This window comes from Morganella sp. EGD-HP17 (assembly GCF_000512315.2).
GTDB classification, from domain to species: domain Bacteria; phylum Pseudomonadota; class Gammaproteobacteria; order Enterobacterales; family Enterobacteriaceae; genus Morganella; species Morganella morganii.
The window spans coordinates 1-18,687 of the sequence record NZ_AZRH01000004.1 but is presented as its reverse complement, the minus strand read 5'-3'; the positions used below and the strand labels follow the sequence as shown (position 1 = coordinate 18,687).

Below are 18,687 nucleotides of genomic sequence, written 5' to 3'. Positions count from 1 at the left end.
TGAAAATAAACCGGGTAATACATTATTACCCGGTTTTTTTATCGCTTGTTTATTTGTTTTCCCTGCAATAATTGCTCTGCCAGCGGTGCCATTATTAATTCCATCGCCAGCCCTAATTTTCCGCCGGGGACGACGATGGTATTTGAGGCGGAAATAAAGGAGCCCTGAAGCATGGATAACAAATAGGGAAAATCGATTTTTTTCAGGCCGCGGAAGCGGATCACGGTAAAGCTTTCATCCTGTGACGGAATGGATTTGGCCGAGAACGGGTTTGAGGTATCCACCGTCGGCACCCGCTGGAAGTTAATGTGGGTGCGGGAAAACTGCGGGGTGATATAGCGGATGTAATCATCCATCGAACGCACGACAGAATCCATTACCGCCTCCCGTGAATGGCCGCGATCATTGGTGTCACGGACTAACTTCTGTATCCACTCCAGATTGACTATCGGTACCACGCCGACCAGCAGATCCACATGTCCGGCAATATCATGTTCCGGCGTGACCACGCCGCCGTGTAATCCCTCATAGAAAAGTACATCCGTCCCGGCAGGAAGTGCCTCGCGGGGGGTGAAGGTGCCGGGCAGCTGATTATAGGGCACGGCTTCATCATAGGTATGCAGGTATTTGCGGCGTTCGCCGCTGCCGCTTTCGCTGTACTGGCGGAATGTGCTTTCGAGCAGGCCAAAATCGTTGGCTTCGGGCCCGAAATAGCTGATGTGGCGGCCCTGCTCGCGGGCCTTGCGGATGGCGGCATCCATTTCCGGCCGCGTGTAACGGTGGAAACTGTCACCTTCAATAATGGCCGGAACCGCATCCAGTTGCTGGAAAATTTTACGGAAAGCCTGACTGGTGGTAGTGGTACCGGCTCCGCTGGAGCCGGTAACGGCGATAATCGGGTGGGTCCGTGACATGCGGCGTTTCCTCCGGCTGAATCAGCCGCGGAATTGTGCCGACGGCATGATGTTGAGTGTTTCGTGTAATTCCGACCAGACAATCACAATGTCGCCGTTTTTGAGTTGCGTGTAAAGATCCGCCACTTTATCACTGAGTGATTTTTCATGTTCGCCGTAGTCGGTGCCTTCGCGCAGCACCACACTTTCCAGGATACTTTCCAGTGTTTCCGGCGCGATATCCTGCCAGGGAATAATCATGGTGTCTCCTTTGCGGCCAGATGCGGCGCGAGCCATTCAGGGATGCGCTCCTCCAGCCATAAACGCGGACGGCGCCAGCTGCCGGACACAAAGCCGACATGGCCGCCGTGTTCGGTCATCTGGTACTCCACACACGGCGGCAGTTGTGACAGATCCGGCACCACTTCCTGTGCCATAAAAGGATCATCTTTGGCGTGGATGATCAGCATCGGCTTACGTACGGCTGGGAGTTTCGGCAGGGCACTGCAGCGGCGGTAGTAATCCGAGGCATCGCGGAAGCCGTGGATCCGTGAGGTGATAATGTCATCAAATTCGCGGATCCGTTTAATCGCGCGGATATGCAGCAGGTTTGTCGGCAGTGAATTCGGGTAGCGCACCAGTTTGCGGGTGGCATTACGTTTCAGCCCTTTCAGCAGATACCACTGATAAAAACGGGAAAAGCCTTTTTCCATTTTGAAAGAGCACGGCTCCAGCATCAGCGGGGCGGAAACCACAATACCTGCATCCACTGCGGCATTCTCACCCTCTTCGGCGAGATAACAGGCCAGCATATTGCCGCCGAGTGAATAACCGACCGCGCCGGTCGGTACTTTCCCGTAGGTATCCTGCAGCCAGTTCAGCAGATAACGGGCATCTTCGGTTTCACCGGAGTGGTAAATCCGTCTGGAGCGGTTCGGCTCGCCGCTGCATCCGCGAAAATGCATAACAACACCCAGCCAGCCCTGACGGGCGGCCGCAGCCAGGATACCGTGCGCATACGGGCTGCGGAAACTGCCTTCCAGCCCGTGAAAGATGACCAGCCGTGGTTTATGGCGTGCGGTATCGGGATCTTCGCTCCATGCAAGATCAATAAAATCATCATCCGGCAGTGTCAGGCGCTGCCAGAATGGTTTTATCGTCGGTTTCCGGCGGAAAATCCGGGGCAGCAACGTTTGCAGGTGCGGGTTGGTTGCCCAGGAAATCGGTTGAAAATGACTAGACATAGTTAGATTCGTAATGAAAAAACATCTCTTGTTTAATGAAAAACATACTGGTAATTTTCCGGGAAGAAAATGACCACGTTGCCGGATTACTCATGACCGCACATCTTTTTATCTCACTTTCCGTATTTATGTTTATCGCGGCAGTCACGCCCGGCCCCAATAATATGTTACTGACCGCCTCCGGTGCACAGCTCGGCTTTCGCCGTACGCTGGCACTGATGGCTGGTATTATGCTCGGCATGCAGACGGTATTATACCTTTCAGCCTTTGGTGTTGCGGCTATTTTACTGATTTATCCCAAATTGCATACTGCTATGAAAATTGCGGGTAGTCTTTACCTTCTGTGGCTTGCCAAAAAACTGGCTACCGCACCGTATCAGGAGCTTAATGAACCGCAGGTCAGTAAGGCCGTCACCTGGTATCAGGGGGCGCTGTTACAGTTTATCAATCCCAAGGCCTGGCTGATGGGACTGGGGGCGGTCGGCAGTTACAGCCTGAGCGGTGATGCGTATATGCTGTCTGTCGGAGTGATGAGTATTGTGATGGTCTCTGTGAATCTGGTTGCCGGGCTTATCTGGATCGGATTCGGTGCCTTTATCGGCCTTTTTCTGCGCAGCCGCAATGCCTGGTTCACCTTCAATATTGTGATGGGGTTACTCACCGCCGCCTGTGTGCCGCTCATCTGGCTTGAATAGCAGACATAATATAACCTGCGGAACAAAAACAGAAGCTGAATGAAAAACAGACCGCATTGCGGTCTGTTTTTTTATCGCTGCAGCGAAATCAGCTTAAATCCACATTCTTACTGCCGAACAGCAGGGTAAACAGGAATCCGGCCAGATAGGCGACGAGTAACCCGCCGGTATAGACTGCCATCCCCATGAAGATACCACTGTCGGATGTCATCACCGGAATGGCGATAATCCCCGATGGCCCGAAAACGGTATTCAGCCCGACCGGATAGCCGAACCAGGCGACAAGCCCGATAAAGAACCCGCCGGCTGCACCACCGCAGCAGGCAGTGATAAACGGCTTCACGCGCGGCAGGGTCACGCCGTAGATTAGCGGTTCGCCGATGCCGAGGAAGCCCGGGATAATTGCTCCCCGGATTTGATTACGCAGCACCGAGTCTTTTTTCGCGCGGACATACAGTGCCAGCGCAGCACCGACCTGACCGGCACCCGCCATGGCGAGGATCGGGAACAGGGAGTTAAAACCCTGAGTGCCGACCAGCGCGGTATACACCGGGATAAAGCCCTGGTGGATACCAAACATCACCGCTATCAGGAACAGACCGGCGAGAACAGCAGCGCCGAACGGGTTAGCGTTAAGGTGCATAAACAGCCAGGACATGCCGTCAAACAGCCAGACGCCGACCGGCATAATCACAATAAAGGTCAGTGCGCCCATAATCAGCAGGGTGATGGCGGAGGTCAGAATGATATCCAGGTTAGCAGGGATAAAACGCCGCACCTGGCGTTCGACCCATGCACCGGTGATGGTGGCGATCAGAATACCGATAATGTTACCGCGCGGGTCAATGCCGTGACCGAAGAATGTTTCCATACCGGAGTAGAAACCTTTGGTCGCCTGCGGATCATAACCGAGGATAAACAGCGCCGCGATGATTGCACCATTGACACCGGATCCGCCGAAGGCTTTCTGCGCGTTATAGCCGATCAGGATCCCCATAAAGGTAAACAGCCCTTTGCCGAAGACCTTCATGTAACTGAGCACTTCGACCAGTGTGCCGTTCGGGGACGGATTTCCGGTGACCCAGAGCGATTCAAACAGTGTGGCAAAGCCGAGCAGCAGACCCACACCGATAAACCCGGGAATGAGCGGGGTAAAAATAGTGGCGAATTTGGCGAGAAAACGCTGTACCGGGTTTGTTTGTTTTTCTTTCAGATGCTGCTTCTGATCAGCGGCAATCTCTTTCAGGCTGCGGCTGTCCGGTTCACTGCCCGGTACATGCTCATCCAGATATTTCTGCATCAGCTCTGCGGCGGTTTGTGCTTTGCCCGGCCCCAGCACAATCTGGAACTGCTCATCACTTTCAATCACACCCAGCACGCCCTCAATTTTTTTGATGGCGATTTTATCCGCCAGCTGTGTGTTGTTCAGTGTCAGACGCAGGCGGGTCATACAGTTACCGCTCTGTGCCACGTTACCCGGACCGCCGATGGCATCCAGAATCTGTATGATGGTTGACTGATTGATTTTGGCCATGGTGATTACCTTGCGTTAAGAGTGCGCCGCGCCGGTCAGCGCGTCACGGATAAACCCCTGATGCTGTGCCAGCAGGGCTTTGGCGTCACCGGCACTCAGCTGTGCCAGGATCATCACGATGGCGGTCTTGCAGTGTCCGTCACAGGCGGCAAGGGCTTGTTCTGCGGTCGCTCTGTCACATTCCGTTGCGGCCATCACAATACGTTTCTGCCGCTCAACCAGTTTGGCGTTGGTCGCTTCCACATCCGCCATCAGGTTGCCGTACACTTTCCCGGAGCGGATCATGGCGCCGGTGGTGATCATATTGAGTATCAGTTTCTGGGCGGTGCCGGCTTTCATGCGGGAGGAACCGGTAATGACTTCCGGGCCGACCACCGGTGTGATGGCGATACCGGCCAGACGGCTCATTTCACTGTCCGGATTACAGCTGACAGCGGCTACCGTTGCACCGAGTGACAGTGCGTATTCCATACCGCCCAGCACATAGGGGGTACGGCCGCTGGCGGCGATCCCGACTAACACATCTTTTTCATTGAAATTCAGGGCTTTCAGATCACTCACCGCCAGTTCGCGGTTATCTTCCGCATTTTCAACGGCTTTCAGGATAGCTTTGTGACCACCGGCAATCAGACCGACCACCTGCTCTGCCGGGGTGCCGAAGGTCGGCGGACACTCACTGGCATCCAGTATCCCGAGACGGCCGGAGGTGCCCGCGCCCATATAAATCAGCCGTCCGCCCAGGCGGAATGCCTGTGCCACCGCATCCACCACCTGTGCCACCTGCGGCAGTGTTTTTTCCACGGCAAGGGCCACGGTCTGGTCTTCGCGGTTAATCACCCGCAGCATATCTAATGTCGGCAGGCTGTCGATATCCGCGCTTGCCGGGTTGCGGCTCTCGGTAATCATTGAGGTTAAGTCAATCTTCATGCGTGATCCTTTGTATAAGATATAATCGCATGCTAGAGAATTAAATATTCTTTTTGTGTGAGAATTATCACAGAGCAATCTATTCAACTATGATGCTATAGCAGGAATAGTTTCATTTCCCATCATCATTTTATTTTTTATATTTAATTGAATATAAATGTATTTTTTATTAGTCAGATACGTCCTTTATCAGGAATAATTCGTCATTTTAGTTAAAATAATTTATTCCTTTTTTATTCTCCGCAGAAGGAAAACAGGTACACATGGCGATCCTGACAAAAATCAGCTGGGTAAAAGCAGAGCTGGCGACCAATCAGCAGCATATTGCCGATTTCATCCTGGCGCAGCCGGAAGAAACCGTGACACTTTCCTCCCAGGTACTGGCGGAGCGGGTGGGCGTGAGTCAGTCCGCTATAGTGAAGTTTAGTCAGAAACTGGGATTTAAGGGTTTTCCGGCACTGAAAGTCGCTATCAGCGAAGAGATTGGCCGCAACCGGGTGCTGGCAGCTAATCAGCAGCAGGCGCTGCATAACCGGATAGAAGCACATGATCCGCTGCTGGTGATCGCGCAGAAACTGGCACAGGAAAAGCAGAATTCCATTACGGAAACCACACGGCGGCTCGATTTTGAACAGATGGCAGAGATTGTCGCCTGTCTGGATAATGCCCGCTGTATTCAGGTCGCCGGTATCGGCGGCTCCGGGCTGACGGCGAAAGATCTGGCCTATAAACTTCAGAAAATCGGGCTGATGACACTGGCGGAAGCCGATCACCATATCCAGATCGCTTTTTCCCAGACGCTGACCGAAAAGGATGTGCTGGTGGTATTGTCATTCAGCGGCAAACGCAAGGATATGCTGGTCACCGCCGCCACGGCGAAAAAACAGAATGCCACGCTGATTGCGATTACCGGGAACCGTCAGTCACCGCTGGCAAAAATGGCGGATTATGTGCTGGAAACGGTCGCGGAAGAAAACGAGTGGCGCAGTTCGTCTATTTCCTCACGGACGGCGCAGAATACAGTGACGGATCTGCTGTTTATGGCGCTGTTACAGCGGCGGGAAGAGCAGGCGCGGCGGCTGGTGATCAATGCCCGCACCATGATTAACAGCCTGGACGGCTGATAAGAAAAGAGAGCGGCAGGGGCCGCTCTTTATCATTTACTGATTTTCAAAGGCCTGTGTCATGGCTTCGAGGTTTTCCTGAATCTCCATCCAGGCCATTTCCGCCTCTTCCAGCTCAGCTTTGAACTGCGCCTGTTCCTGAAGGCAGGTGTTCAGCTCGGCTTTGCGGGACTGATCATACAGGCCGCTGTCACCGAGTTTTTCCTCAATCACGGCAATGGCGTCCGATAACCGGCTCATGGTTTTTTCCAGTTTCTCAGATTCTTTGCGCAGCGGCTGAGTCTGCTGGCGGAATTCCGCCTCACGGCGTTTCTGCTCTTTGCGATCCTGCGCGGTGACGGTATTTTTTTCCTCGCCGTTTTCCGCCGCCGGCTCCGCACTCTGGCGCATCTGTTTCTGACTGTCTGCCAGCCAGCGCTGATAATCATCCAGATCGCCGTCAAACGACTCGACCTGACCATCATGCACCAGGTACAGATCATCGGTGGTGGATCGCAGCAGGTGACGATCGTGGGAAACCACGACGATCGCTCCCTCAAATTCGATCAGGGCTTCGGTCAGTGCCTGGCGCATATCCAGATCCAGGTGGTTTGTCGGTTCATCGAGCAGCAGCAGGTTCGGGCGCTGCCAGATAATCATCGCCAGTACCAGACGCGCTTTTTCCCCGCCGGAGAAACGACCGGTGTTGTCGGTCACCTGATCACCTTTGAAACCATAACCGCCGAGGTAATCACGCAGTTGCTGTTCAGTCTGATCCGGCGCCAGGCGCACCATATGTTGTAACGGGGATTCATCTGCGCGTAAAAATTCCAGCTGATGCTGGGCGAAGTAACCCAGTTTGATACCTTTGGCGAGACCAATTTTGCCCTGTAACGGCTCCAGTTCACCGGCGAGCATTTTAATCAGGGTGGATTTACCCGCGCCGTTACGGCCGAGCAGGCCGATACGTGAACCGGGCACCAGGTTCAGTTTGATATTATCCAGCACCACTTTCTCACCGTACCCGGCGCTGACTTTTTCCATTTTCAGCAGCGGGTTCGGCAGTGCTTCAGGCGGGCGGAAACTGAAACGGAACGGGTTATCCGCCAGTGCCGGGGCAATCAGCTCCATGCGTTCCAGCATCTTCAGACGGCTTTGTGCCTGCTTGGCTTTGGTCGCCTGAGCGCGGAAACGATCGACATATTTCTGCAGATGTGCGCGGCGTAACTGCTGACTTTCATACTGTGCCTGCTGCTGGGCCATTTTCTCGGCACGCTGCACCTCAAAGGAGGAGTAGTTACCGGTGTATTCAAACAGACCGTTTTGTTCAATGTGCAGGACTTTATCAATGATCGGATCGAGGAAATCGCGGTCATGGGAGATCAGAATCAGAGTGCCGGGATAGCTCTTCAGCCATTTTTCCAGCCAGATCACCGCATCGAGATCCAGGTGGTTGGTCGGTTCATCGAGCAGCAGCAGATCAGAGCGGCAAATCAGTGCCTGTGCCAGGTTCAGGCGCATCCGCCAGCCCCCGGAGAAGGCCCGTACCGGGGTGTCCAGCTGTTCCTGTGAGAATCCCAGCCCGTGCAGCAGTGTGGCGGCACGGGAACGGATGGTCCAGGCATCGAGGGTGTCGAGCTGACCGTGGATCACGGCAATGGCGTGGCCGTCATTCTGTTCATTCGCCTGCTGTAATTTTGCCTCAAGCTCACGGAATTCGCGGTCACCGTCAATGACATACTCGATCGCCGGTTCATCCAGTGCCGGGGTTTCCTGGTTAACCCAGGCCATGGACCAGTTTCCCGGAAATGACACACTGCCTGCTTCGGCCTGTAATTCGCCCTTAAGCAGCGCCAGCAGCGTGGATTTACCGCAGCCGTTTTTTCCCACCAGTCCGACTTTCTGGCCCGGATTGATGGTGGCCGTTGCGTTGTCGAGCAGAACACGGACGCCGCGGCGAACCTGAAGTGAAGAGAAAACAATCATAAATATCGATAGGGTAAGTAATTGAGAGTAAAATTAATGTAATTCGTGCGTTGTCAGCAGCAAATCACCCGTCAGCAGGCGAGGAGTATCGTTGCAGCGGGCATAGTAGCGAAAATCACAAAGATTCTCACGTTTTTAAGAGGAAGTGATGATAAATAATCCGACTATATTACTGATTTACGCCCATCCGGAACCGCATCACTCCATCGCCAACAAGGCGCTTATCTCTGCGGCGTCGGAACTCGGGCATGTGACGGTGCATGACCTGTACGGCACCTATCCGGACTTTTTTATCGATATCCGCCATGAGCAGGAACTGCTGCGGCAGCATGACATCATTGTGTTTCAGCACCCGCTGTACACTTACAGTTGCCCCGCGCTGCTGAAAGAGTGGTTTGACCGCGTGCTGACCCGTGATTTCTCCGGTGAACAGGGCGGCAGACAGCTGTCCGGCAAATACTGGCGCCAGGTGATCACAACAGGGGAACCGGCGGAAGCTTATCAGCACGGCGGCTATAACCGTTTTCCGATCAGTGAGTTACTGAGACCGTTTGAGCTGACGGCGGCACTGTGTGAAATGCACTGGCTGGCACCGGTTATTCTCTATGCCGCACGCCGCCAGGGAAAAGCCATGCTGCATGAGCAGGCGCAGGCGTATTGTGACTGGCTGCGGGCACCGCAACTGACCGGAGGGCGTAAAAATGGAGCCAGCTGACGGCAACCTGCTGCATGCAGGTATTGTGTTTCTCGCGGCAGCCGTGGTGATGGTGCCGGTGGCGCAGCGGCTGCGTATCGGCGCGGTACTGGGATATCTGCTGGCGGGGATTGCTATCGGCCCGTGGGGGCTGGGCTTTATCAAGAACGTCAATGAGCTGCTGCACTTCTCTGAGCTTGGTGTGGTGTTCCTGATGTTTCTTATCGGGCTGGAGCTGAATCCGCGTGAACTGTGGAAACTGCGGCGATCTATTTTCGGTACCGGCACCGCGCAGGTGGTGTTCTCCGCCCTGATCCTCGGGGTGCTGCTCTGGCTGACGGATTTCTCCTGGCAGGCGGCAGTGGTCGGCGGGCTGGGAATGGCGATGTCCTCCACAGCGATGGCATTACAGCTGATGGATGAAAAGGGCATGACCAACAACGACAGCGGCCAGATGGGATTCTCAGTGCTGCTGTTCCAGGATATGGCGGTGATCCCTATCCTTGCGGTTATTCCTCTGCTGGGCGGGGAAACGGCGGGCAGTGACTGGTATCGCATCGGTATCAAGATTCTGGCCTTTGCCGGACTGCTGATCGGCGGACGCTATCTGCTGCGGCCATTGTTCCGGCTGGTGGTAAAATCCGGGGTCAGTGAAGTCTTTACCGCCGCCTCGCTGCTGGTGGTGATCGGCTCAGCGGTGTTTATGGAGCAGCTCGGGTTTTCCATGGCGCTCGGGACATTTATCGCGGGTGTGATGCTGGCGGATACGGAATACCGCCATGAGCTGGAGATCACTATCGAGCCGTTCAAAGGGCTGCTGCTGGGGATGTTCTTTATTTCTGTCGGTATGTCACTGAATATCGGCGTGCTGTGGCAGTATCTGCCGCAAATTCTGCTGGGTGTGATTGTGCTGGTGAGTGTCAAAATGACGGTGCTGTATCTGCTGGCACATCTGACCTGCCGGCGCAGCGGGCGCTTACAGTTTGCAGGGGTGCTCAGTCAGGGCGGGGAATTTGCATTCGTGCTGTTCTCGGCGGCGCTGGCCAGCCGTGTGATTACGGATCATCAGATGGCGCTGCTGCTGGTGGTGGTCACCCTTTCCATGATGACCACGCCGCTGCTGATGCAGGGCATCGATATGATTCTGGCGCGCCGTTACAATAATGCCGAACCGGGAACGGGCGAAACCCCGTTTGTGGAGGATAACCACCCGCATGTGATTCTGGTCGGTTTCGGGCGGATGGGGCAGGTCATCGGCCGCCTGCTGATGGCGAACAAAATACATCCGACGGTACTGGAAAAAGATGTCAGCGCGGTCAGTGCCATGCGCCGTTACGGCTATAAGGTTTATTACGGGGATGCGACAGGACTCGCATTGTTGCGCTCTGCCGGGGCAGAGACGGCAAAGGTGATTGTCATTACCTGTGATAAGCCGGAAGATACTATGACCATTGTGCAGTTGTGTCAGGAGCACTTCCCGCATCTGCAGATTATTGCCCGCGCCCGGGGACGGGTGGAGGCACACGAGCTGCTTACACACGGCGTAACACAGTTCAGCCGCGAAACCTTCTCGTCAGCGCTGGAACTGGCGCGCAAAACCCTGATCGGGCTGGGCACGCATCCGGCGGAAGCACACCGGGCGCAGCAATTATTCCGCAGGCTGGATATGCAGTTGCTGCGTGAGCTTATCCCGCAGGCGGAAGAGGAAATTTCGCATATCTCCCGCGTGAAAGAGGCGCGGCGCGAGCTGGAAAATCTGTTTGATAATGAAATGAAACGGGAAAAACATCTGCCGGACAGCTGGAACCTGACGGAAGACTCACCGGGCAGCGGACGGACAGAGACAGGAGCAGAAAAATGAGCAACCGGAAACGGTTTATTGCGGGTGCGGTATGCCCTGAGTGTCAGGCACAGGATACCCTCGCCATGTGGCGTGAGGATAATGTGGACGTGGTGCAGTGTGTGCAGTGCGGCCATCTTGAGCGCCGGGCGGATGCGCATGCGGAGCAGCATGTGCGCAAAGATGAACAGGTGATTGGTATCTTTACACCGGGGGAATAACAGGCCGCTGCTTTTCACAGAGAATTTGGGGGAATTTGTCCCAAAACAGATACAGTGGCTGTAAATTCCGTTACAATCGGCGCGTTAATTAAAATCTTATCCCCCGCGGATGTGTAGGAGATACCATGAAAGTAGCAAAAGACCTGGTAGTGAGCCTGGCTTATCAGGTAAGAACAGAAGACGGTGTATTAGTTGATGAGTCTCCGGCAAGTGCTCCGTTAGACTATCTGCACGGTCGCGGCGCGCTGATCAGCGGGCTGGAAAGTGCACTGGACGGCCGTGTTGCCGGTGATGTGTTCGACGTCGATGTCGGCGCAAACGACGCCTACGGTCAGTATGACGAAAACCTGGTTCAGCGCGTACCGAAAGACGTTTTCGTCGGTGTTGATGAGCTGGAAGTCGGCATGCGTTTCCTGGCAGACACCGATATGGGCCCTGTGCCGGTTGAAATCACCGGTATCGAAGGTGACGAAGTGATCGTTGACGGCAACCATATGCTGGCCGGTCAGAACCTGAAATTCCACGTCGAAGTTATCGGTGTGCGTGAAGCAACAGCAGAAGAGCTGGAGCATGGTCACGTTCACGGTGAAGAAGGCGGCTGCTGCGGTGGTCACGACCACGGCGAAGAAGGCGGTTGCTGCGGCGGCGGTCATGGCCACGATCACGACCATGGTCACGAACACGGTGAAGGCGGCTGCTGCGGCGGTGGCGGTCACGGTAAAGGCCACGGTAACGGCGGCTGCGGTTGTCACTGATAACCCGCATCTGAACCGGACAAAAAAAGCGCATTCTGACGGATGCGCTTTTTTTATACCTGTGTTTTATCAGTAGTGCGGTGGCGGCACTTCTTCTGACAGCGGTGCCACATTTGAGCCCGGAGTGGCTTTCAGGCGTTCGGTCAGCAGGCGGAGCCTTTCATTCAGCCGGGTGATATCCATCTGCTGCTGTGTTACCACCTGATTGAGTTCCTCAATGGTCAGATCCTGAAAGGCGGTTTTGCTTTCAAGCTGTTCGAGGCGTTGTTCAAGTTCCAAAAGGTCCATCGTTTTCTCCTGTCTGAGACGGGGATTACTGTGTAAAAGTATGTAATATTCCTGTGAAATACACTTAGTGTGAGAGGATATCTTTTATTGGGGGGTTACTATGAAACCTCTTTTTGCTAAGGTTGTCTCAGCATCACAAAACCGTGACATTATGATGTCGCCCGGTGACGGCTGCAAGGACTCTCTGACGTGATCTGCTGTGAGGTACGTCCTGTAACTGTTGCAAAACTTATGGAGAAAAGGATGAAATCACTGTTTAAAGCGACTGTTGTCGCAACCTCGCTGGCAATGACATTAGGTATGTCACAGGCTTATGCGGATACCGCGCCGAAAAAAGAAGAAGTGAAGCTGAACAGCGCATTTAAAACCGCAAGTCAGCAGAATGCTTATGCGCTGGGTGCGTCACTGGGCCGTTACATGGAAAATGCCCTGAATGAGCAGAAATCCATTGGCCTGGATCTGGATCGCGATCAGATGATGGCGGGTGTTCAGGATGCATTCAATAATAAAAGCAAACTGAGTGATGAAGAGATCAACCAGACGCTGCGCGGCTTTGAAGAGCAGGTGAAAGGTGCCGCTCAGGAAAAAATGGCGCGCGAGGCGACTGAAAACAAAGCAGCCGGTGACAAATACCGTGCCGCATTCGCCAAAGAAAAAGGCGTTGAAAAAACCAAGAGCGGTGTGCTCTACAAATCTGAGAAAGACGGTAACGGCGCATCTCCGAAAGAGACTGACACCGTTGTTGTTCACTATAAAGGCGCATTAATTGACGGTACCCAGTTTGACAGCTCTTACGACCGTAACGAGCCGCTGACTATCCGTCTGGACAGCGTAATCAAAGGCTGGACCGAAGGTTTGAAGCAGATGAAAAAAGGCGGTAAAGCCAAATTGGTCATCCCGCCGGAAGCAGCTTACGGCACCGACGGTGTTCCGGGGATCCCTGCCAACTCCACCCTGGTCTTTGACGTCGAGTTACTGGATATCAAACCTGCGGCCAAATAAGCCCTGCTGATACCGGAAACTGACAAAAACCCGCGCCCTGTTGTGCGGGTTTTTGTTTCCGCAACGATCAGGATTATGAAAAATTTGCAAAACATCCGTGTTTTTTTGTATTTTTTACCAGAATTTGATCACCTCAGGCGCAAAACGGCCTGTTTTTCGCTATAACTTAACCTGCGGGTACCTGCACAGAACCGGAAGCCCGTCATTTGCTGCTTTCCTGCACCCGGGAAATCCGGGTATATAATTGATACATGATGACAGGGTAATCCTCCTCCTGCAGTGAAAGATTACAGATGAGTAAAACCAACGACGTTCACACGTTACAAAGAGTGGTGTATTAAATGTCTAACCCAGTATTATTTAATGACAATGATTCGGATTACATTGTAAATCATCCGTTTACTGAAACGGATTATGAGATCCTGAAATCCTATGAGGCGGCTGTTGATGGCCTGGCGCTGCTCATCGGTGAGCACTGTGAAATCGTTCTCCACTCACTGGAAGATCTGAAGCGCTCAGCGGTGAAGATCGCAAACGGTCATCACACCGGCCGTAAAGTCGGTTCCCCGATTACCGACCTCGCGCTGCGCATGCTGCACGACATTACAGATGAAGACTGCAGCACCTCGAAAGCCTATTTCACACGGGCGAAAACCGGGGCACTGATGAAATCGCTGACGATTGCTATCCGCAATAAATCACGCCGTATCATCGGGCTGCTGTGTATTAACATGAACCTGGATGTGCCGTTCTCCCAGATTGTTCAGACGTTTATCCCGAAAGAGCTGGCAGAAGAGACCTCCAATGTGAACTTTGCCTCTTCCGTTGAAGACCTGGTGGCACAGACACTGGAACAGACGATTGAAGAAGTGAATGCCGACCGCAACGTGGCAAACAACGCGAAGAACAAACAGGTGGTACTGAACCTGTATGAGAAAGGGATATTTGATATCAAAGATGCCATCAACCTTGTGGCGGTGCGTCTGAATATCTCCAAACACACGGTCTATCTCTACATCCGCCAGTTTAAAAACGGCGAGTAAGGCAGCACGGAGCAATGACACCGTTATCTTACTGCCTGCTGGTCACCGGCCCGGCCTACGGCACACAGCGTGCCGGCAGCGCGTTGCTGTTTGCACAGCATGTGATTGCGGCCGGACACCGGATTCAGTGTGTGTTTTTTTACCGCGAAGGGGTCAGCAACGCCAATGTGCTGACATCACCGGCCGGGGACGAAACCGACATGGTACGTCAGTGGCAGCAGCTTGCCCGCGATAACGGTATTCAGCTGGCAGTCTGTGTGGCAGCGGCGCTGCGCCGCGGTGTAACCGATGCCGCACAGGCGGAGTCGCTGAAACTGGCGGCAGCCAATCTGGCGGACGGTTTTTCCCTCAGCGGCCTGGGAACTCTGGCGGAAGCCATGATGACCTGTGATCGCGTTATCCAGTTTTAGGGAGATCCGGTGAAACGTATCGCATTTGTTTTCAGAAGTGCACCTCACGGCAGCAACAGCGGCCGGGAAGGGCTGGATGCACTGCTGGCAACCAGTAATTATACGGAAGAGATTGCGGCCTTTTTTGTGTCTGACGGGGTACTTCAGTTATTACCGGAACAGACACCGGCAAAAATCCTCGCCCGTGATTATATCTCCACCTTCAAAGTCCTGCCGCTGTACGATATTGATGAGTGCTACTGCTGTGCGGAGGATATGGCCGCACGCGGGTTATCCCCGGAGACGCCGTATATCCTGCCGGTCACCTGCCTGAGTGCGGCGGAACTGGCCCGGAAACTGGCGGCATTTGACGCCGTGGTGTCATTTTGATCTACTTACGGTGAGCAAGATGCTATATACTGTCAGCCAATCGCCATTTCGTACTGATATCCAATCATTACTGAATCTGTTATCCCCTGAGGATGACATCCTTTTTACCGAAGATGGCGTAATCGCAGCAACGGAAGGTAACCCGTTGTTGCAGGCGCTTATTCAGTCGGGTCATATTCCCTGTGTGTTGCGGGAGGATGCCGAAGCACGCGGTTTATTACCGTTCCTTTCGGGCAAAGTGAGAATCACAGACTATACTGGTTTTGTGGAGCTCACGGTCACACACACGCAACATTTTGCGTGGGAATAGCAAATATCATTGTATATTTCTTGACACCCTGTTGCGTCAGCAATAAAATTTCGCGTCCTCGTGTTTTGTCTTTGACAGATACGAGGCACAAATCCGTGTTTACGAAGCAAAAAACCAGGAGCTTTTTTTATAATGGCAACGATTAATCAGCTGGTTCGCAAATCCCGTAGCTCGAAAGTTGTGAAAAGCAACGTTCCTGCACTGGAAGCATGCCCGCAAAAACGTGGCGTATGTACTCGTGTATATACCACCACACCTAAAAAACCTAACTCAGCACTGCGTAAAGTATGCCGTGTACGTTTAACCAACGGTTTTGAAGTTTCTTCATACATCGGTGGTGAAGGTCATAACCTGCAGGAACACAGCGTGATCCTGATCCGCGGTGGTCGTGTTAAAGACTTACCGGGTGTTCGCTACCACACTGTTCGCGGCGCACTGGACTGTTCCGGTGTTAAAGACCGTAAACAAGCTCGTTCTAAGTACGGTGTGAAGAAGCCAAAAGCTTAATGGTTCTCCGTTAAGTAAGGCCAAACATTTATCGCATTAATGTCAAATAAACTCATTGAGTTTTGGACAACCCTGAATTAACAACGGAGTATTTCCATGCCACGTCGTCGTGTAATTGGTCAACGTAAAATTCTGCCAGATCCTAAGTTCGGATCAGAGCTGCTGGCCAAATTTGTAAATATCCTGATGGTAGACGGTAAAAAATCTACCGCAGAATCAATCGTATATACCGCGCTTGAGACCCTGGCTCAGCGTTCAGGTAAAGAGCACCTGGAAGCATTCGAAATCGCACTGGATAACGTGCGTCCGACTGTCGAAGTTAAGTCCCGCCGTGTTGGTGGTTCTACTTACCAGGTACCGGTTGAAGTTCGTCCGGTCCGCCGTAATGCATTAGCAATGCGCTGGATCGTTGAAGCTGCCCGTAAACGCGGTGATAAGTCCATGGCTCTGCGCCTGGCAAATGAATTATCCGATGCAGCTGAAAACAAAGGCACTGCCGTTAAGAAACGTGAAGACGTTCACCGTATGGCAGAAGCTAACAAGGCGTTCGCACACTACCGTTGGTAATCAAACCGTAGTGAATTGTGTATAGGGTAGCCGTAAGGCTGCCCGACCAAATTAAACGAACGTCCAAGAGAGAGGAAAAAATGGCTCGTCAAACACCCATTTCACGTTACCGTAATATCGGTATCAGTGCACATATCGACGCCGGTAAAACCACCACAACAGAACGTATTCTGTTTTATACAGGTGTGAACCATAAAATTGGTGAGACCCACGAAGGTTCAGCAACGATGGACTGGATGGAGCAGGAACAAGAGCGTGGTATTACTATCACCTCCGCAGCAACCACTGCGTTCTGGTCCGGTATGGGCAAACAATTTGAACCACACCGCATCAACATCATCGACACCCCGGGGCACGTTGACTTCACAATCGAAGTAGAACGTTCCATGCGTGTTCTTGATGGTGCTGTAATGGTTTACTGTGCCGTTGGTGGTGTTCAGCCACAGTCTGAAACCGTATGGCGCCAGGCAAACAAATATCATGTACCTCGTATCGCGTTCGTTAACAAAATGGACCGTATGGGTGCAAACTTCCTGAAAGTTGTTGATCAGATCAAAACCCGCTTAGCGGCTACTCCGGTTCCTCTTCAGTTAGCTATCGGCGCTGAAGAATCATTCACCGGTGTTGTTGACCTGGTTAAAATGAAAGCGATTCAGTGGAGTGAAGAAGACCAGGGCGTTACCTTCGTCTACGAAGATATCCCGGCAAACATGCAGGAATTAGCTGCTGAATGGCACCAGAATCTGGTTGAAGCCGCAGCTGAAGCCTCAGAAGAGCTGATGGAAAAATATCTTGGCGGTGAAGAACTGACTGAAGCTGAAATCAAATCAGCATTACGTCAGCGCGTACTGGCGAACGAAATTATCCTGGTAACCTGTGGTTCTGCATTTAAGAACAAAGGTGTTCAGGCGATGCTGGATGCGGTTGTTGAGTACCTGCCATCTCCGACAGAAGTTCCTGCAATTAAAGGTATTCTGGACGACGGTAAAGATACCCCGGCTGAGCGTCACTCTTCTGACGAAGAGCCGTTTGCATCTCTGGCATTTAAAATTGCAACCGACCCGTTCGTGGGTAACCTGACGTTCTTCCGCGTGTACTCTGGTGTTGTTAACTCCGGTGATACCGTACTGAACCCGGTTAAATCCAAGAAAGAACGTTTCGGCCGTATCGTTCAGATGCACGCTAACAAACGTGAAGAGATTAAAGAAGTTCGCGCTGGTGACATCGCGGCTGCTATCGGTCTGAAAGACGTCACTACAGGTGATACTCTGTGTGCGATTGATGCACCAATCATCCTGGAGCGTATGGAATTCCCTGAGCCGGTAATCTCCGTTGCAATCGAGCCGAAAACCAAAGCTGACCAGGAAAAAATGGGTATCGCACTGGGCCGTCTGGCACAGGAAGATCCATCATTCCGCGTATCAAGTGATGAAGAGACTAACCAGACTATCATCGCCGGTATGGGTGAATTACACCTGGACGTTCTGGTCGACCGTATGCGTCGTGAGTTCAAAGTTGAAGCGAACGTGGGTAAACCACAGGTTGCTTACCGCGAAGCAATCACTATGAAAGTGACTGATATCGAAGGTAAACACGCTAAACAGTCCGGTGGTCGTGGTCAGTACGGTCATGTTGTTATCGACATGTACCCGCTGAACAAGAAAGATGCCGAAGGCGTCAACATGGAATACGAATTTGTCAACGAAATCAAAGGTGGTGTGATTCCTGGTGAATACATCCCTGCGGTTGACAAAGGTATCCAGGAGCAGCTGAAATCTGGTCCGTTAGCAGGCTACCCTGTTGTTAACATGGGTGTTCGTCTGCACTTCGGTTCATACCATGATGTTGACTCCTCTGAACTGGCGTTTAAACTGGCAGCATCTCTGGCGTTTAAAGACGGCTTCAAAAAAGCGAAACCAGTTCTGCTGGAACCAATCATGAAAGTTGAGGTGGAAACACCGGAAGACTACATGGGTGACGTCATTGGTGACCTGAACCGTCGTCGCGGTATGATCGAAGGTATGGATGACATGCCTACCGGTAAAATCGTCCGTGCGCAAGTGCCACTGTCTGAAATGTTTGGTTATGCAACTGACCTGCGTTCACAGACTCAGGGCCGTGCTTCTTACTCCATGGAATTCCTGAAGTATAATGAAGCGCCAAACAACGTAGCTCAGGCTGTTATTGAAGCTCGTAATGCAAAATAATCGGTAACTTACCGGTTTAACTCGTTAATTTCAGTCCCTTCTCACAGTGAAGAAGGGACTTCATAAGGAATAGAGTCGTGTCTAAAGAAAAA

At 52.7% G+C, this 18,687-nt stretch carries 21 protein-coding genes; 14 read left to right on the top strand and 7 right to left on the bottom strand.

From position 1 onward, the window contains the following. Positions 1 to 38: 38 nt before the first annotated feature. Genes X965_RS05735 through X965_RS05725 form a run of 3 tightly spaced genes read right to left on the bottom strand, consistent with a single transcriptional unit; the run spans position 39 to position 2,137 of the window. Positions 39 to 914: a phosphoribulokinase gene (locus X965_RS05735; protein WP_004236515.1), complete on the bottom strand. Its 876-nt coding sequence runs from the start codon at positions 912 to 914 to the stop codon at positions 39 to 41. Between the two features lie 21 nt (positions 915 to 935). Beyond that, positions 936 to 1,154, bottom strand: coding sequence for a YheU family protein (locus X965_RS05730; RefSeq protein WP_004236514.1), 219 nt, complete (start codon positions 1,152 to 1,154; stop codon positions 936 to 938). After that, positions 1,151 to 2,137 (bottom strand): hydrolase, encoded by a 987-nt coding sequence (locus X965_RS05725; RefSeq protein ID WP_015422410.1) that lies wholly within the window; start codon positions 2,135 to 2,137, stop codon positions 1,151 to 1,153. The genes X965_RS05730 and X965_RS05725 overlap by 4 nt, the downstream gene beginning before the upstream one ends. A gap of 92 nt (positions 2,138 to 2,229) precedes the next feature. On the opposite strand from X965_RS05725, the gene X965_RS05720 reads away from it, so the two are divergent. Further along, positions 2,230 to 2,832 (top strand): LysE family translocator, encoded by a 603-nt coding sequence (locus tag X965_RS05720; RefSeq protein WP_036413539.1) that lies wholly within the window; start codon positions 2,230 to 2,232, stop codon positions 2,830 to 2,832. An 88-nt stretch (positions 2,833 to 2,920) separates the two neighbouring features. On the opposite strand, the gene murP is transcribed toward X965_RS05720, so the two are convergent. Both murP and murQ read right to left on the bottom strand, forming a co-directional pair. Next, positions 2,921 to 4,366: a PTS N-acetylmuramic acid transporter subunit IIBC gene (gene murP, locus X965_RS05715; RefSeq protein ID WP_004236511.1), complete on the bottom strand. Its 1,446-nt coding sequence runs from the start codon at positions 4,364 to 4,366 to the stop codon at positions 2,921 to 2,923. A gap of 15 nt (positions 4,367 to 4,381) precedes the next feature. Further along, on the bottom strand, positions 4,382 to 5,293 hold the full coding sequence (murQ, locus tag X965_RS05710) for an N-acetylmuramic acid 6-phosphate etherase (protein ID WP_015422411.1): 912 nt from the start codon (positions 5,291 to 5,293) through the stop codon (positions 4,382 to 4,384). Positions 5,294 to 5,556: 263 nt separating this feature from the next. Here murQ and X965_RS05705 point away from each other — a divergent pair, with 263 nt between their 5' ends. Next, positions 5,557 to 6,417: an SIS domain-containing protein gene (locus tag X965_RS05705; protein WP_004236509.1), complete on the top strand. Its 861-nt coding sequence runs from the start codon at positions 5,557 to 5,559 to the stop codon at positions 6,415 to 6,417. A gap of 36 nt (positions 6,418 to 6,453) precedes the next feature. Here X965_RS05705 and X965_RS05700 read toward each other — a convergent pair whose 3' ends face one another. Further along, positions 6,454 to 8,382, bottom strand: coding sequence for an ABC transporter ATP-binding protein (locus X965_RS05700; RefSeq protein WP_036417384.1), 1,929 nt, complete (start codon positions 8,380 to 8,382; stop codon positions 6,454 to 6,456). A gap of 148 nt (positions 8,383 to 8,530) precedes the next feature. Between X965_RS05700 and kefG the strand changes: the two genes are divergently transcribed. The 4 genes from kefG to slyD all read left to right on the top strand — a co-directional run bounded on the left by kefG (position 8,531) and on the right by slyD (position 11,892). Next, positions 8,531 to 9,097: a glutathione-regulated potassium-efflux system ancillary protein KefG gene (gene kefG, locus X965_RS05695; protein WP_004236507.1), complete on the top strand. Its 567-nt coding sequence runs from the start codon at positions 8,531 to 8,533 to the stop codon at positions 9,095 to 9,097. Beyond that, a complete protein-coding gene (kefB, locus tag X965_RS05690) occupies positions 9,084 to 10,937 on the top strand; it encodes a glutathione-regulated potassium-efflux system protein KefB (RefSeq protein ID WP_004236506.1) in 1,854 nt (617 codons plus the stop codon). Before kefG ends, kefB begins: the two co-directional genes overlap by 14 nt. Beyond that, positions 10,934 to 11,137 carry a YheV family putative zinc ribbon protein gene (locus X965_RS05685; RefSeq protein WP_004236505.1) on the top strand — a complete coding sequence of 68 codons (204 nt, stop codon included), beginning with the start codon at positions 10,934 to 10,936 and terminating at the stop codon, positions 11,135 to 11,137. The genes kefB and X965_RS05685 overlap by 4 nt, the downstream gene beginning before the upstream one ends. 125 nt (positions 11,138 to 11,262) lie before the next feature. Then, positions 11,263 to 11,892: a peptidylprolyl isomerase gene (gene slyD, locus X965_RS05680; protein WP_004236504.1), complete on the top strand. Its 630-nt coding sequence runs from the start codon at positions 11,263 to 11,265 to the stop codon at positions 11,890 to 11,892. 69 nt (positions 11,893 to 11,961) lie between these two features. On the opposite strand, the gene X965_RS05675 is transcribed toward slyD, so the two are convergent. Beyond that, complete coding sequence (locus tag X965_RS05675; protein ID WP_004240722.1) at positions 11,962 to 12,180, bottom strand: SlyX family protein; 219 nt, start codon at positions 12,178 to 12,180, stop codon at positions 11,962 to 11,964. A gap of 243 nt (positions 12,181 to 12,423) precedes the next feature. Between X965_RS05675 and fkpA the strand changes: the two genes are divergently transcribed. From fkpA to fusA, 8 genes are all read left to right on the top strand, one after another. Beyond that, positions 12,424 to 13,182, top strand: coding sequence for an FKBP-type peptidyl-prolyl cis-trans isomerase (fkpA, locus tag X965_RS05670; protein WP_004240721.1), 759 nt, complete (start codon positions 12,424 to 12,426; stop codon positions 13,180 to 13,182). Positions 13,183 to 13,523: 341 nt separating this feature from the next. Then, positions 13,524 to 14,225 carry a transcriptional regulator gene (locus tag X965_RS05665; RefSeq protein WP_004236501.1) on the top strand — a complete coding sequence of 234 codons (702 nt, stop codon included), beginning with the start codon at positions 13,524 to 13,526 and terminating at the stop codon, positions 14,223 to 14,225. Positions 14,226 to 14,239: 14 nt separating this feature from the next. Then, positions 14,240 to 14,635 (top strand): sulfurtransferase complex subunit TusD, encoded by a 396-nt coding sequence (tusD, locus tag X965_RS05660; protein WP_004236499.1) that lies wholly within the window; start codon positions 14,240 to 14,242, stop codon positions 14,633 to 14,635. A gap of 9 nt (positions 14,636 to 14,644) precedes the next feature. Further along, positions 14,645 to 15,004: a sulfurtransferase complex subunit TusC gene (gene tusC / locus X965_RS05655; RefSeq protein ID WP_015422412.1), complete on the top strand. Its 360-nt coding sequence runs from the start codon at positions 14,645 to 14,647 to the stop codon at positions 15,002 to 15,004. Between the two features lie 19 nt (positions 15,005 to 15,023). Next, complete coding sequence (gene tusB / locus X965_RS05650; protein WP_024473585.1) at positions 15,024 to 15,314, top strand: sulfurtransferase complex subunit TusB; 291 nt, start codon at positions 15,024 to 15,026, stop codon at positions 15,312 to 15,314. Between the two features lie 132 nt (positions 15,315 to 15,446). Then, positions 15,447 to 15,821, top strand: a complete 375-nt coding sequence (gene rpsL, locus X965_RS05645) for a 30S ribosomal protein S12 (RefSeq protein ID WP_004236497.1) — start codon at positions 15,447 to 15,449, stop codon at positions 15,819 to 15,821. 96 nt (positions 15,822 to 15,917) lie between these two features. Continuing rightward, complete coding sequence (gene rpsG / locus X965_RS05640; RefSeq protein ID WP_004240719.1) at positions 15,918 to 16,388, top strand: 30S ribosomal protein S7; 471 nt, start codon at positions 15,918 to 15,920, stop codon at positions 16,386 to 16,388. 80 nt (positions 16,389 to 16,468) lie between these two features. Next, complete coding sequence (gene fusA / locus X965_RS05635; RefSeq protein ID WP_004236495.1) at positions 16,469 to 18,595, top strand: elongation factor G; 2,127 nt, start codon at positions 16,469 to 16,471, stop codon at positions 18,593 to 18,595. Positions 18,596 to 18,687: the final 92 nt, after the last annotated feature.

Coding starts and splice junctions, on each gene's coding strand:
- kefG (WP_004236507.1), top strand. CDS start 8,531: ATGATAAATAATCCGACTATATTACTGATTTACGCCCATCCGGAACCG.
- X965_RS05730 (WP_004236514.1), bottom strand. CDS start 1,154: ATGATTATTCCCTGGCAGGATATCGCGCCGGAAACACTGGAAAGTATC.
- tusD (WP_004236499.1), top strand. CDS start 14,240: ATGACACCGTTATCTTACTGCCTGCTGGTCACCGGCCCGGCCTACGGC.
- kefB (WP_004236506.1), top strand. CDS start 9,084: ATGGAGCCAGCTGACGGCAACCTGCTGCATGCAGGTATTGTGTTTCTC.
- rpsL (WP_004236497.1), top strand. CDS start 15,447: ATGGCAACGATTAATCAGCTGGTTCGCAAATCCCGTAGCTCGAAAGTT.
- X965_RS05675 (WP_004240722.1), bottom strand. CDS start 12,180: ATGGACCTTTTGGAACTTGAACAACGCCTCGAACAGCTTGAAAGCAAA.
- slyD (WP_004236504.1), top strand. CDS start 11,263: ATGAAAGTAGCAAAAGACCTGGTAGTGAGCCTGGCTTATCAGGTAAGA.
- X965_RS05720 (WP_036413539.1), top strand. CDS start 2,230: ATGACCGCACATCTTTTTATCTCACTTTCCGTATTTATGTTTATCGCG.
- X965_RS05705 (WP_004236509.1), top strand. CDS start 5,557: ATGGCGATCCTGACAAAAATCAGCTGGGTAAAAGCAGAGCTGGCGACC.
- X965_RS05685 (WP_004236505.1), top strand. CDS start 10,934: ATGAGCAACCGGAAACGGTTTATTGCGGGTGCGGTATGCCCTGAGTGT.
- X965_RS05665 (WP_004236501.1), top strand. CDS start 13,524: ATGTCTAACCCAGTATTATTTAATGACAATGATTCGGATTACATTGTA.
- rpsG (WP_004240719.1), top strand. CDS start 15,918: ATGCCACGTCGTCGTGTAATTGGTCAACGTAAAATTCTGCCAGATCCT.
- X965_RS05725 (WP_015422410.1), bottom strand. CDS start 2,137: ATGTCTAGTCATTTTCAACCGATTTCCTGGGCAACCAACCCGCACCTG.
- fkpA (WP_004240721.1), top strand. CDS start 12,424: ATGAAATCACTGTTTAAAGCGACTGTTGTCGCAACCTCGCTGGCAATG.
- X965_RS05700 (WP_036417384.1), bottom strand. CDS start 8,382: ATGATTGTTTTCTCTTCACTTCAGGTTCGCCGCGGCGTCCGTGTTCTG.
- murP (WP_004236511.1), bottom strand. CDS start 4,366: ATGGCCAAAATCAATCAGTCAACCATCATACAGATTCTGGATGCCATC.
- tusB (WP_024473585.1), top strand. CDS start 15,024: ATGCTATATACTGTCAGCCAATCGCCATTTCGTACTGATATCCAATCA.
- fusA (WP_004236495.1), top strand. CDS start 16,469: ATGGCTCGTCAAACACCCATTTCACGTTACCGTAATATCGGTATCAGT.
- X965_RS05735 (WP_004236515.1), bottom strand. CDS start 914: ATGTCACGGACCCACCCGATTATCGCCGTTACCGGCTCCAGCGGAGCC.
- murQ (WP_015422411.1), bottom strand. CDS start 5,293: ATGAAGATTGACTTAACCTCAATGATTACCGAGAGCCGCAACCCGGCA.